Raw genomic sequence first — 15306 nt, forward strand, 5'->3', positions numbered from 1 at the left:
CGTTAACTCTTGTGTATATCAATATGGTTACGGGGGGTGTTTACTCTTAAATTGTCAACATCGTATACAGAACCGCCATGTTGTATTTCTTCAACATGGTGTAGTTCGAAAGAACGTCTTCCTCCAACGGTATCCTTAAACCTTGCTCGAGGAGCTTTGCCATCCATCATCCGTTTAAGGTTCGCAGGTATAAATTGACTTGATAGAGTAGGATCATTGGCAATCTCGCCCCAGAAGACTCTTCTAAAATCGTCAAAGCTACTGAACTCACTTCCTCTTAGCTTATCAGCAATTTGAGACGGTATTGGAGCTCCTAAATCTTTACCCGCATCAGCTAACCAGATACCCAAGATATCTTCGCCCTTACCAGTAACGACTCCGGGCTTATCTCTCGGGCTTTCTTTGTAAACCACATAGAGCGGTGTAATGCCTGAGCTTTCAGGGAATACCAAGATCGCATCACGCCAGTCTTTCTCTTCAGGCGCAGGCGTAACGGTGACGTTCGCATCGCTATCCGAGTGGATTGGCGTGACCAGTATATCGTCTTTTTCAAACCCATCACTATGATCGGGGGTAGTTTGCCAACTTGCTTCACCGTTTTCTTCTGGTGTCCAATAGATGGTTGGTCCGTTCTCTTCAATCGCAACGAACAACTGACCATTGTTCCCCTGTTTCACATATTTGATGGGGATTCGTGTGTCATCTACATGATAGCCCTGTACGTGCGGATAAAACTCACCATCTTGGGGATCGGTAATGTGGACACGAACGCGGCTTTGCGCTGTGGTTACTTGGCGTAAATCTTGGTCTGTGTATTGGGTGTTATCGCCAAATAAGCTTTGCTGCATGGCAAACAAAGCGCCAATGCCCTCGACCTGCCAGCGGTAGCCCTCAACGATTTTGTCTTTCAATGTGCCGGCCAGTTTATCCAACTGCATAGCCGCGGTTTGGGTTTGCTGCGCTTGCTCTGGTGAGCCGGCGACAGCTGCGGAACTGCCCATAGCCATTTGTGCTTGTGTCGCTTGAATGGCGGGTATGACAGCAGCTGGGCTTGCATTGGCTTGTGCAAAGAAGAATGACCAAGGGCCAAAGTTACTTATTGACTCTTGTTGGTCGCCAATTTCAATACATCCATCTGGTCTGGTGCAGGATTTAGCGAACACGAGCGAGCTTGTGGCGTCTTTTAAATTGAGTATTACCACATCGCCTTCTATGCAATCGGCAGTGTTAATGGCTCTATATTTGGTCAACCCGAGCAATGGATCACTGTGCTGATAATGACTGTTGAGGATGTTGTTGTAAGTTTGTGGGCGCAGCGGCGGAAAGGTATTCTTTTTGTCCGGTGCTTGTTGTTGCTGTTTCTCAGCAACAGTAATTTCATCACCGACCGCGAGTGACAGAGGGTCGGCCTCAAACACTGGGTTAAGCAAGAGCAAGGCTTTAGCTCCCATACCATATAGTTCAGCGATGCTTTGCCAGTCTTCCCCTGCTGTTACGGTGTGCGTCGCTGCGGTTTGTTCCGCTTGCGTCTCATCGTTGTTACCTTCTGAGCGCGCTTCTTCCGGCTGTTTGACCGTATCAAACAATGCGGGGATATCCAACTTTATCCCGTTTTCACACAGCCAATCTTCACTGAGATTATCGAGCTCTTCACGCGTGATTTGTCGCTCAAGATAAATGATGTATTGATTTTCGATGATTTGATCGGCTAATTTCCAATACACCAAAATAGCGCTTTGGTCTTTAGTAAAACCACGCTCGTCATTGAGCTTGTCTTGTGTCGATTGCGTAGCGTAAAACGCCCATTTTTCTTCCCCAAGAATTTTGTATTCTTGGACAAGTTCGCCATCATTAAAGTGGTAGTAATAGCCTTCTGTAGGCAAACCTAAACGTTCACCCAATCGCACTGCAGGGACAACAGGTATAAAACCTTCCTCAGCTTTATGGCTGCCGACTTTTTTTAGTGTGACGGCTTCCAATGGTGTCAGTCCGAGATTGTCATCAGCGATGTGGATATTTAAACGCTTTGGCTCATCAAACACACATAACGCTGTGTAGCGGGTGCCTTGCTCGGTATTGGCTTGCTCCCAACGGGTCACCGCGTTCTCTTTTTCAGTTTTCGCTAAAGCAAAGTCACTGTGCACCATTTTCTTTATGGTGGTATCCGAGCATCCGACTTCGAAGCTGTACTCAAACTCCTTGATTAGTTCCTCTTCACTTGCGGTTGCGATTGGCGGCGGCGTGTAAACTCGTTCGGGCGTCGAGGTTTCCCCGATACAAGAGCGGTAACCTCCCGTTGCTCTGGTGGTTTTCGTTATTGCTAACAAATTATTAGCCGCATCATCCGAAAGTTCAGAGATAACCTCAGAATTCAGCCGCCAAGCTTTAGGACCTATTGGGTCGTTGTAACTAAGCAGAGCGGGAGTTTGAGGCGTATCACTCACGAGTGCGAGATTGCCTTCGTAGAGATGCTGTTTTAGCTGTTCAAAAGTAAGATGTGAAGGAATAGCAGAGGCGATATCCGCTTCCGAAATATTATGGAAGTTGCCCTCTATCAATCCAAATTCATGAGACATTACTTCCGACAGTGGAAGAACTTTATAGGACACACAAATACCTAAAGTGAATACTAGTTATCACGGCAATAAGCAGTAAGCATGCCATTAACTTTCTTCTGCAAAATCAGCTAGGTAGGATGATAGTAGTGCATGCCGATACAATTTTTTGTTTATCGAGCCAAAAAGTTGGGTATAAATCCAAGAAGTTGGTCGGTGTTGGCTGTGGTCTTTGTGTACGGTAGTTGTTTAGCTGAAGCGATACATATGGTGTTTTTACCCGTGAATACATTCGTAGTGGGCACGTTGTGGATGTAATAGTTCTAAGAAGTCTTTGCCCCAAGACGTGTTTAGAGCGCATGAAACCAACATGAGGTTTATTTGTGCAACAAGCTGCTGCACAATTAGGAAATTGCCTGCTTCATCGAATGTCCAACAGGCTGTTGGACAAACTCCAACCCCAATTTTGCAACAGCCTGTTGCAAAAATCACTATGAAGTACTTCTGCCCCAAAATCATCCTGCATTCAATTCCTGACTACTTTCTTAAGTCAGTTCTTGACCTACTTTTCTTAATGGCAGATTATGAGCCTAGTTGAGCACTTATGACTATATAGACATGTTCTGCAATTTATGAGTGGAAGGAAGAATAAGACCTATAGAACAGTATGCTGCCTGCTATGATGTCTGTATTTTCTTACAATCTTATAAAGACAATGTCTGCTGAAAATACACTGTTATACATAAAGGACAAATCGTGGAATTAGGTGTTATAGACAAACTGGCACACGCTACTGTTAGAATTGAATGTGTAGACTCAAAAGGAAATCAATCTTCAGGTACCGGATTTTTCTTTGGTTTTTTGAAAAACGGTGAAGAGGTAATACCGGCTGTAGTTACAAATAAGCACGTGATCAATGGCGCAGTTAAGGGAGCATTTCACTTAACCCTCAAAGGCAAAAATGGAGAGCCACTTCTTGGCTCGCATATGCGACTCGAATTTGACAATTTTGAGGCGCAATGTATTAAGCATCCAGAAGATAGCATTGATTTGGCAATATTTTTAGCTGGGCCAATTCTCAATCAAGCTAAGCAGCAAGGGAAAGAGTTTTTTTACGTTACTCTTGATGAAAGTATTATTCCCCCTGAAGAGTTTTATGACCAAATATCCTCAATGGAAGATATTGTCATGATTGGCTATCCAAATGGTATATGGGATTCTAAGCATAACCTACCATTAATTAGAAAAGGAATTACTTCAACACATCCAAAGTACGAATTTAACGGTAAGCCAGAATTCTTAATTGATGCTGCGTGCTTTCCTGGATCGAGTGGATCACCTGTTTTTTTAGCCAATCTCGGAATGTACTTTGACAAAAAAGGTAATACGGTTGTAGGCACAAGACTTGGATTGCTTGGTGTTCTTTATGCTGGTCCACAACATACCGCACAAGGTGATGTTCGAATTGTACCCGTACCAACGAATCAAAAAGCTGTATCTGTTTCAGCAATACCGAACAACTTGGGTATGGTTATTCAGGTTAAGAAGATTAAGGATTTTGAGCCAATCATTAAAACAATTACTGACTGATAATGTATAACAAAGCCATCAAATTCGCTCCCTAGCTCGTGCCGTTTATGGCGACGTTAGGTCAAAGGAGTAAAACTTGAGTAGTACTCCTAAATGGTTTGAAGTTGGTAGCAAGTTAATTGGCGAAGTATCTGACGTTGCTTTGCATCTTGCTGACCAGTTGTCAGACTTATCGTTGGATTGTAAGACCTCGGTACACTGTGCAGTTATTCATTATATTCAATGCTTAGTGGCGAGTGCAGATGCAAATCGAGAAGGTAAACATGCAATTGCGTTGAGCTTAACGAGGCAAAGTGTCGAAGCGTTAACTTTGATTGAAAGTGGCTTCCTAAAAGACCGAAGTCTTTCGTCAGGTTTAGTTATAGCATGGATCAAAGGTTCAAAAAGTTCGGGGGCAATAAGAAAAAGATTAAGCCAAGATGTTTGGCAGCATTATACTAAATCATTGTGGTCACGAGACTGGACGGAATATTTTGGAGAATTCTGCTCTTCAATACAGCCTTACGCTCATTACTCTCGAGAATTACAAGGGTGGCAACTCGAAGTGTTAGATAGTGCAAAAGTGGATGACAGTGGAAGCATTAGTTTGTACATGAAATTCGGCTTTAATACTTATGATGCTAATAAAGCTACCAGAATCATGTTGATTCATGTTTTGCTTAGTTGGACGTTGGGTAAAATCATTACAAATAATGTGAGCCAGCCTGAATTTGAGAGCAAGTTAGACGAGTTGCAGCAGGCTTTAGAGGTTTGTCCTGAATTAGGGAAAGGGCAACTTAATTGGGCTCAGCAGCTTTGGGCGTCTGAATTTACTAAGCCACAAGAAATGACCTAACAAGAGACTATGCCATCAACATACTTTTCCTAATCTCACAAAACCCTTAAGAGCATCAGATCTAAGAAGGTTCTGTCCATCTTCGAGCCAGCTAGATCTGTGCTGGCTCATTTATGCCCCAAATCCTTTCTAGCACAAGAATCAGGACTCATTTCTTTTGTCATAAATTGGCCTATTTTGGGTAATGCTAAAAGTGGCTACGATACTGGTGACTATTCAGATTGCTCTATGACAAGGGCTACCTACCCAATTAATGAGTTTTTTATCAGATAAGAAAAAGTGATCAGAGTTATAAGTCACTAAATTTTAATGCTTTACTGATAATGTGCATTTTACATAGACAAAATGGTCTAGCCTATTGACAGCTCTTATTTGGGGCTCTATATTAACATTGTTCTAGACAAAAACGTCTTAAAATTTGCAAGAAATAACGCTTTGCTGATTAGCAGGTACAGAGTATGAGCAACGAAAACATCAACAAACAACTTATAGAATTCCTCATTGGTTCTAGAACTGAAGCAGGTCTTTCTCAGGAAGATGTTGCTGCACGTTCTGATATCTATGGTATGGGAAGAACTCTTGATCAAAGGGCCGTTTCCCGAATTGAAAAGCAACCACTGAAAGCAGATGCGATAAAAATGGCTGGTTACCTGAACGCAATAGGTATGGAACCAAGTCGCTTCTATGAATTCCTAAACCAAATAACTTACAAAAAGGAAGATATTTCCATGTCTATTATCACTACAACTGAAGTTGCAACAAAAGTAGCACAGGCCTTAGATAAGATTACCGATACAAAATCCGCTATTGCTAAAATCGCTAAAGAGAGAAGCTACATTGATTCGATTGAACTTGGAGACAAGTTTGAAAAGTTCGAAGAGCTTCTAAAATCTCTAAATGGAAAGCCTATCATTGGTGGTTTTGGACACTATGACTCAGGCAAAACCACAATGTTCAACACGTTAACGGATGGGAAGGTACTAAAAGAAAAGTTCACTCCTGCTACCTGCGTGGTAAACCTGTTGATGCACACGGATGATCAACCATCCATAATCAATGGCCAAGTGGCAATCTTCCGTAAAGGTTTTAAGCCATACATGATTCATTCTCAAGAACTGGTCAATAAGTACCTGATAGAACAAGGCGGTACCGATATTCTAGACCGTTTAGGCGTACACAATTATGATGAATCATTTGAGAACGATGCGTACATAGCAATCGTGTTCATGGATGCGCCTATCCTCAAAAAAGTGTGGTTGATGGATACTCCTGGGGATCTAAACAGTGAAGACGACAGCGACACAGAAAAAGCGCTTGGTGGTGTAGAGCTAGCTGATGGTGTTGTATTCTTGTCTATGCACGCTGGTTTCTTTAAGGAAAGTGATTTGGGCTTTGCAGCAAATATCATCCGTCAGCGCCCACCAGTTGATAAAAATAATCCTCTGAAGCATCTATTATTCGTCCAATCGCACTGTCATAGCGATCTAAATGCTGATGATGTTTCTATGGTTGGTAAAGTGACGTTTAAACGCGTGAAAAAGCAGCTAGATAAGCTAATTTTCAATCATTGGATAGAAGATGGTTATATCGATGAAGCACCAGAATCTCAGGAACTGACTGCTCGTACACAACCGTTCTGGCGAGAGAATGAGCTATATCGTACATCGCTTATCCGTCAAGTCGATGAAATGGCAGATTACCTGAATGAGAATCATGCTGCTATCGTAGAGCAAAATATCAAGAATATTTACTCTCAAGCAGATAAGGTTCTAGCGGTTGCTATTGAATCATTGAAAGACAAAGAGCAATCAAGTGTTGACCGTGTAAATGAGGTCAATGAACAGGATGCGCGATTTCGTAAGCAGGCTTCTAAAATAAAGGCCGATTTCGAGGAACTTATTGCATCTTGTGCTGACCGTAAGAAAAAAGATCTTTCTGATATGAAGACCTTCTATCAGTACAATTCATCTGCGGAAGGTTTGGAAACGCTTATTACCGAAACTTATGATGACAAGAAAGAAGCTCAAACAGAAATTGGCAATTATTTCAGCCAACTGATCACCTCTAAACTTGAGAGTAACCTAAAATCTAGCGGTAAAGTTGTCTCAAATGAGGTGGACGCCCTTCTGGTGCGATGGCAAGAAGCAGCTCCTAAAATGACAAAGGCTTCTATTGACTCAGAAATTGGGGGGCTTGATATCGATGTTTCTGAATTTAACTCCCGCGCAGCATTTGTTGGTGGTATGGCCGGACTAGGAAGTCTAGGTGCAATGGCACTATATGTATCTACGATTGCAAGCAACTTAGGGGCTTACATCCTAGTTGGTAAAGCTGCGGGTGTACTTGTTTCGTTAGGACTTGCCAGTAGCGTAACCTCAGTTACATCGTTCGTGGCGGCTCTTGGTGGCCCGATCACTATCGGTATTGCCATTGCAGCTGCGATTGGATATATGGTTTATCGTTTAATGGGTAGTTCATGGCAGAAAAGCCTCGCTAAAAAGGTTGCTGAAGCAATCAAAAAGGAAAACGTTTGGGACCAAATTGAAGATTGCATTGCTAAGTTCTGGAACAATACTGAGACTGCAATTCAGGCTGGTCTAGATGAACTGGTAGAACAAACCGAAGAGTACATCAATAAGCTGAAGGAAGATGCAGCTACAGACTATGAGATTGATGAATTAAAGCGTTCTGTTGAAGCTCTAGTTGAGATTCGTGACTTACTAACTGGAAAGTTTGAATCTAAGACGGCTTAATCATTACAAGAGGGGCCTGTGTTCATTGCAGGACCCTCTTTCAAGTTTAAAGGGTGCAAAACAATGGCTTTATGGTTGGCGGTTATACCATTAGCGTATGGCGCAAAAAAATTATATGACGCATATAAGGAAGATGATGCGCCATCAACATCTAACTCCAGCAAATCTTATGACTCTAATGCGAAGCTGAAATCGGCAAAGAGACGCAGAACTATAGAGAGAAAAAAGGCGTTAGAGAGTTTGATTAACGCGCACCGGGAAAAGCAGTTAAACGATCTGCAGTCTGTTGCATGCAACATCGCAGCTGTTGTGGAAAACAGTACACCAAACTCATATATAGTGAAGCACCAAGACATTGGGGTTCAGATTCGAGAGCTCACCAAAGCTAGACGATATTTTACAGTTGAGGAAATAGGTCGACCAAGGGTTGCAAAGACAAAAGTCAGTCTACATTCTAAAGATTCGATCATTCAAAAAGCCCTTAAGCAGGCAGAAGAGGAGTATGGATTACTTGCAGGAATAGATCACTTAAAGAGCTATGATGCTAAGGAAGACCCGTACCTAAAACACCTAAAGAAGAACAAGCGTTCTATCTTAGGTTTTTAATAACGTGAACATAAAATAAACGGCTAGTTTGAGTTATTCTCGCTAGCCGTTTTTATTTTCAGTGGAGCGTTACCTCTCCATACGTGAGCTAATCCGTTACGTTCTAATTTAGTAATGTAACTTACAGGGTTTTGTCCAAAGACGTGCTGACGCCGATCTAGGCAAACACGTCTTTGCCCCATTTCGAGTTTGTGCAACAAATCGTTAGTAAGTCCCGTCAGAAATTACCCAGACTTTTACTAATGGTAGACCACACAACACCGATGCACGGAATCTCCCACAACCATTCAAAAGAGGCACTTTTAATCGTTGTTTTCAATACAAATACTTATTCAATACAAATCAAAACGGGTCTAAGAACTCTTTTACTGAATCATTGTGCTTTAATATTTCTTGCTCATAAATAGTTCTGATAGGCTTGGCATAACGAGAGATAAAACTATGCCAAGCAGCCTTGTTTGAGTCCCAATGATTTCTTTCTAGATCCCAGTCAGCATAACGTATTATCTCATTGCTTTCTCTTGAAATAGGTAGACCATCATATTGCCGCTCCTCTTGGTCATAAATGCCAAATCCTTTTTGTTCTGGCGCTTTTAAAAGGTAGGAAACTGACATACCTTGCTGGAGATTTACTGAATTTGAAACTAATACACACTCATCCTTTGAACTAAATTTAAACAAATCGCAATCTGCATACCATTTAGTTAAAAGACCTTTTTTGTTATACTTTTTTTTAATATCAGCGCTTATAAGATAAAACTTTTTGGTACTTTCAGGGGTGAACGAAATAGACCATAGCTCATCGTTAATAAACTCACCGCAAACTAAAGTGCCGTTAACATCAAACACTTTTTGATATTGATATATATCATCTGGAATCTCTGCCAGTGCTTGCTTGAACGTATCAGAAGAACTAAAAGCCGTTGCTAGCTTAACATCAAACTCATATTTTTTTGACTTCTTATAAAAATTAACAAGATGTTCCTTGGCATTTCTATAAAAGCCAGAAGGAACCTCATTAAATCTGTCTATTTCTTCAGATGTTCTGAGTCTATCAAAATCCACAGACGTAAAGTCCATAATGCTTTCTCGCTTAGCAAAAGGAATACTTTTCCCAACCAACTGGCTGCTGGCGATAGGACAATAGTCCGTCAGATTCTGCACTTCTACTACAGGATAGGGGATTTCAAACTGTGTTGTTCCACTATCGAAGCCAAATGGCAATTGTCGAGCTAAGGTCATGCTAGGTAACAAGAACAAAAGACCCAGTATATGCTGTTTATATAATCCCATTCTGACAGCCCACTTTGAACAATTACTTATCAAACTAAGTTATCACAAGGGTAGCTGTGATTTAAGTAACTAGTTCAAATGTCAACGTAGGATTCATCCCACTGATATGATCTGCACCATTAATACTGGACAAACCATTAAGCGACTTTTCCATAGCTAAAGTAATTTATGGATTGCTAATTTAGCAAAATCACTGGCACGAAATTGCCCCATTTCTGCTTAGTGCCATTACTCATGCACATCCTGTTAATGTGAAATTGCCCTACAAAAAGTTATTCGAAATCGACGGTTCAAAGTACATTTATCTGAGGGGGGGGGCGCAAAAGAGATTCCGAAAACCTTCAGTTTACTTGTCGAGCACTTATCTTCTTACCAGGAATAATAAAGACTATAAAATCTAATTTCAGAGAGAACTCACTGGTGCAACACTCAATGAGCTAGCACAGCATCACTGTACCGACATACAAAAACAGACAATATTTGCTGTCTTAGCTTCTCTGACACTCTTGAAGGCCAGAGACTAAAAAATGATTCAGCTAGACGTTTAGTCCCAATCCATTCAAAGCTAATCGAATTAGGCTTTTTAGATTATGTGGCATCAAATGAAGAGAGAGTTTTCTCAGAACTACCCTATACAGAAAACAAATGGATTTGGTGGTAACGCTTCGAAGTGGTTTGCTCGATTTAAATCAAATCTTGGTTTGGACAAGGGGCATGACTTTCATTCTTTTTGACATACTGTTATCAACTACTTCAAGCAAGACGCCACCGTGAGAGCTGCTTTGTACAGGGCATTGTTAGGCATGAGAATAGCTCAATTGCTTTTGATAGACATGGTAAGGATTTTGATAGGCGTGTTACAGCCCTACATAGAGCGATTAGAGTGGAATCTTGATGACCTAACGCAATTCTCTTTAAATAATGAAATTTCAGAATTGTTAAACAGGACTGACACTGTTCATTGATTTTAATGATGCGAGCGCTGTATCATAGTTAAAAATCAAAGCTTTAAGGCATAATTTGAACGTCCAAGAAAATGGTTGGTTAAGGTACTCAAACAGTAATACTGTCATAATATTTATCCATGGATTATTTTCTAGTAGTAAAAAATGCTGGTTCAACGATAAGAATCAGCGCTACTGGCCTGACTTAATCGCAAGCGATCCTAGATTTAATGGAATTGATATATTTCTAGCCAACTTTTATACATCAATAGACTCAAATGATTATGGAGTTCAAAACTGCTCAGACGAAGTTTGGGATCATATTAGCCAAACCGACAAATACATGAGAAGTCCAGCTCTAAGTAAAAGTAATATCATTTTCGTAACTCACAGTACTGGTGGAATAATTGCAAGGTATATTTTAGAGTCAAAATCAGACAACTTTGTTGGAAAGAAAATTGGATTGGCACTATATGCATCTCCTTCTTTTGGCTCTCGGATGGCAACTAGCTTAGGTTGGATTGCAAAACGATTCAAAAACCAACTAGCTCAAGAACTAGCTTGGGGAAGTGCATTATTAGATGATCTTGATGGTAGATTTAAAGAGTTATTGCAATCATCTAAGCTTGATATTGTCGGTTTAGAGTGCTACGAAAATAAGTCTCCTTTTCATTTGACCTTGTTAAATCATTCAAAACACCGAGTTGTATCCAAGGAGTCAGCCGCACGCTACTTTGGTAAAGCTAAACTTATAGCAGGAACAGATCATTCATCTATCGTAAAGCCAGAAAATGAAGATAGCCAATCACACAAAGTACTCTGGGGCTTTATTGAAAGAAATGATTTCTGTAAAATAAAATTAATAAGTTCATCAGCAAAAACAGATGACTCCAAGGAAGATGTCCTTTTCGATTTATATAGCCCTAATCAAGAAAACTTTTACCTACATAGAGATGTAGATCAAATAATCTTAAATAAATTCAGATTATCAGGACTATGGGTTTGTGGCCCATCTGGTGTTGGAAAAACTGCTATTATTCAAAGAATGTTATTCAAAAACGGAGTTGACTTTCAATATATTTCTTTAGGTACCTCTATAAATGAAAATATTCAACAAATGTTTACAAGTATTGCCTACGATCTCGATGAAAATGTCATAATAAATGATTCCGAACGAATATCTGTAATTTTAAATAATATAGAGTTGATCATACGAAATAAATGTAAATCTGATGGTTTTGTTTTATTTATTGAAGAAATACCAATCAGTGATCATTGTGCATTTAAAGAATTTTCTCAATGCATCTACTCTATATTGGTAAAATTAAAAGAAATTAAAAATTTCAAACTAGTATTATCTTCTATATTTGAGCCTGACTCTCTAGTTGGAACGGAGTTTGAAAAGATATCAGACAACTTTAGTATATTCTCTCTTGGTTACTGGAATAAAGAAGATCTAATTGAATTAGACAAAATAATAAACAGACATTTGCATATTGATAACCTACCTAATGTTGATATTGAACTTATAGAAGGTTCACCTAGGAAGTTAAAAAGCCACTATCGAGAGTCATTAGACATTTTAAAGGCTAGATCATGACTAAAAAATTAATATCAGAAACAATAATTCCTAGAGAATTATACATAGAACGAGATGCAGATAGACAGATTGAGCAAATAGTCAATGATATGGGGAGGCCTGGATACATACTAGTATCTAGACAAATGGGTAAAACAAATTTATTAATCCATACAAAAAGAAAACTTGAAACTGAGAATGATATCTTTGCTTATATAGATCTATCTAATCGTTTTAATACCGCAAGAGAGTGTTTTAGAAGTATAATAGACACAATCATTGAATCTAACTATGATAAATTGGAAGATATAGAAGAAGAAATAGAAAACAGAAGAAACAACAGAAAAATACCATCACATAAAGAACATGGATTTGAAATAAGAAAGATATTAAATAAACTTTCTGGAAAACTAATTATCAACCTTGATGAGATTGATTCCCTCACTTCAGCAGATTACTCTGATAAAATATTCGCACATATTAGAAGTGTATATTTTGAACGAGTAAACTTCCCAGAGTTAAAGCGTTTAACATATATAATATCTGGTGTTGCCGAACCAAGTGAGATAATCAAAGATAAATCTATATCACCATTTAACATTGGTCAAAAAATATTCTTAAACGATTTTAGCCTTAGTGAGTTTCGTTTATTTGTCGAGAAGTCCAAATTAGAACTGAACAATATTATCATCGAGCGTATTTATCATTGGATTCAGGGAAATCCTAGAATGTCATGGGAAGTTTTATCTACTATAGAAGACAAGGTAAAAGCTGGTATAAATATTGATATTGATTCAATTAACTCTGTAATAAAAGACCTATATCTTTCAAATTTTGATCGACCACCAATAGATCATATAAGAGTTCTCGCATCTGCTGATAAAGACTTACAAAGTGGTCTATTTTCAATGCACTATAATAAACCAGTATCCGATCACATAAGGTCTAAGTTATATTTAGCGGGCATTGCTGCTCCATCTGAAGCTGGCGAATCTGTAGCATTTAAAAATAGAGTAGTTGAAGCAAGTCTATCTGAAACTTGGTTAAGTAGTCTAAGTATAAATAGTTCTGCATCTATTGAGTCAACACTAGACCTATTCAATAAAAAAGAGTACATAGCCGCTGAAAAGCAGTTTCTGACATTAATTGACTCTGAAATCAACGATGAAAAGTTGGACTTTATTCGTTACAAGCTAGCTGCTTGTACGCTATTTAATGCTAAATATACTGATACTATTAAGTATTGTAAGTTATTAAAAGACGTAGAAAAAATAGATCAAAGAGAAGTTTCTTGGATGCTTGGGTTTAGTTTTTTTAAAACAAACTCTATAGAGGCAGCTATCGAAGAGCTATCAACTTTAGTAAATGGCGATGAGCTAGATTTATTGAAATATCGAGCAACAGTAGATTATTGTCTAGCTCTGTTAAAATCTAATAGTAATCATACCGATGAAATAATACGACTTTGTAAATCAATAATTCAGGAATTATCTATATCAGTTGAAAATGAATCTTCAATAGATATAAAGAATTCAATTATGGAAGTGTTATATATTGCAAGTATGATTCTTAAAGAACTAGATAATATCAGTTCTGAACATCATATAGATAGTGCATGTCAGTATGCTGTTGGACTGGATGTTATAGTTCCTTCTATTATGCGATATGAAAAAGATGAAGACTGTGATTTATTTTGGGACTCTATATTCAGAAAAATTAATGAGAGTAAAAAAATCCACACTTCTAATAAAAATTCCAATCCATACTTATTGAAAGACACTCATATAAAGTTTTTTATAAACCTATCTCAAAGTCTTGATGATGATAGATTTTTAGAATATCTAAAATGTATACAAAAAATAATTGAACAGTCAGAATCACTAAATATTGATTTTTTCCACAACTTAATCATGTGTATTGTACTTGATTTACAAAGTGAGTCTAAAAAGGAAAGGTGGATATCTACGTTAAACTTTATTAAATCATTAGATAGAGAAATTATAGACCCTGAATATGAATTTTTGTGTAATAAGTTTTCTACATATTTGGAACCACACAATGAAGAAGCAAGATCTTTATACTTTCAAGGTATTCAAAATTATAGCTCGACACCAGAAATAATCGATGCTGAGATTTTTGAACGTGAAATAACAAGACTATATGATGAAGGTAAAGATGAACAAGCAATATCACTATCAGACTTGGTTCATAGCCTAGATGTTCTCTCATCAACCTCAACTAAGATCATTCTTATAAGAATAATGTACATTAGAATGATCCGTTCAAAAATTACTGATAAAAAGGTATCACTAGCTAAAGAACTCGATAACCTACTAGATAAAATAACCATTGAGAACGTTGCTCATACTAGGCTTAGTATGAAAGAAATAGACAATATACGAAAAAACGTTAAAGGTGTCATAATTAAAAACACACCTATTAAACAGGTGATTCATGAACGAAAATATAAAAGAAATGAGTTAATTTCTGTTCTATATATTGAAAATGATACTACCGAAATTGGTAAGTATAAAAAATTCATAAGCGACTTAGAAAATGGCAAATGCCGTATCATTTAGTGATATTTTAAGTCGTTAGATGGGTTCTGTCGCAAATATAGTGAAAGGCGCGGCAGACCTATCCTCCAGGTACAATTATCCTGTGAGTGCTTAGAATCGCTCAAAGGCAGTGTCACCTTCAATGTCTATTTGATCTCATTTAAATATCGTCTACAACTCTCGACCACGTAAACTTGTTGATGCGCCATCAACAGATTTCTATCCGATTGTTTGTTTAATTTTTTTGCTTCACCCAGTGGTGATCTGCACAATCCATACTGGATACTAAACTAAACGACTTTCCATACTTATAGTTATTTGTGAATTGCTAATATTCAATTTCCCGAAACACGTATCTGTCCAAAAGCGAGTTGGGCGACAAGTATATGTGATCACCAAGCGCTCCCATCGTAATGACTATCAACTTCAACTTATAGCAACGACTTAGTTTTTATGACAAGTTTGCACTTGGAAAAGCGTCAAAATGAGCCCAATTTACAAAAAATTATGACAACTGCTATAATTGAGGTTCAAAAAGAGAAATTATCAACCTAACTAACTGTTAAATATAGAGTTTGTTGAAAATCGTCAAA

8 protein-coding genes are annotated in these 15306 nt (G+C 38.4%); 6 read left to right on the plus strand and 2 right to left on the minus strand.

The window, feature by feature from the left end:
* Positions 1-2: 2 nt before the first annotated feature.
* The gene (locus R7F07_RS01990) at positions 3-2609 is read right to left on the minus strand and encodes an S-type pyocin domain-containing protein (RefSeq protein WP_411976905.1); all 2607 of its coding nucleotides are present in this window, start codon (positions 2607-2609) and stop codon (positions 3-5) included.
* A gap of 702 nt (positions 2610-3311) precedes the next feature.
* Between R7F07_RS01990 and R7F07_RS01995 the strand changes: the two genes are divergently transcribed.
* The 4 genes from R7F07_RS01995 to R7F07_RS02010 all read left to right on the plus strand — a co-directional run bounded on the left by R7F07_RS01995 (position 3312) and on the right by R7F07_RS02010 (position 8339).
* Positions 3312-4145, plus strand: coding sequence for a serine protease (locus R7F07_RS01995; RefSeq protein WP_318110427.1), 834 nt, complete (start codon positions 3312-3314; stop codon positions 4143-4145).
* A 76-nt stretch (positions 4146-4221) separates the two neighbouring features.
* On the plus strand, positions 4222-4980 hold the full coding sequence (locus R7F07_RS02000) for a hypothetical protein (protein ID WP_301575590.1): 759 nt from the start codon (positions 4222-4224) through the stop codon (positions 4978-4980).
* Positions 4981-5438: 458 nt separating this feature from the next.
* Entirely contained in the window at positions 5439-7733 is a 2295-nt protein-coding gene (locus R7F07_RS02005) for a hypothetical protein (RefSeq protein WP_318095625.1), read from the plus strand.
* 63 nt (positions 7734-7796) lie between these two features.
* Positions 7797-8339, plus strand: coding sequence for a hypothetical protein (locus tag R7F07_RS02010; RefSeq protein ID WP_213970507.1), 543 nt, complete (start codon positions 7797-7799; stop codon positions 8337-8339).
* 342 nt (positions 8340-8681) lie between these two features.
* Here R7F07_RS02010 and R7F07_RS02015 read toward each other — a convergent pair whose 3' ends face one another.
* Positions 8682-9632 (minus strand): hypothetical protein, encoded by a 951-nt coding sequence (locus tag R7F07_RS02015; protein ID WP_318110429.1) that lies wholly within the window; start codon positions 9630-9632, stop codon positions 8682-8684.
* Between the two features lie 1020 nt (positions 9633-10652).
* On the opposite strand from R7F07_RS02015, the gene R7F07_RS02020 reads away from it, so the two are divergent.
* Complete coding sequence (locus R7F07_RS02020) at positions 10653-12176, plus strand: ATP-binding protein (protein ID WP_318110430.1); 1524 nt, start codon at positions 10653-10655, stop codon at positions 12174-12176.
* Positions 12173-14734, plus strand: coding sequence for an AAA-like domain-containing protein (locus R7F07_RS02025; protein ID WP_318110431.1), 2562 nt, complete (start codon positions 12173-12175; stop codon positions 14732-14734). Before R7F07_RS02020 ends, R7F07_RS02025 begins: the two co-directional genes overlap by 4 nt.
* The last annotated feature ends 572 nt before the right edge of the window (positions 14735-15306 follow it).

Source organism: Vibrio sp. YT-16 (assembly GCF_033337405.1).
GTDB lineage: Bacteria > Pseudomonadota > Gammaproteobacteria > Enterobacterales > Vibrionaceae > Vibrio > Vibrio alginolyticus.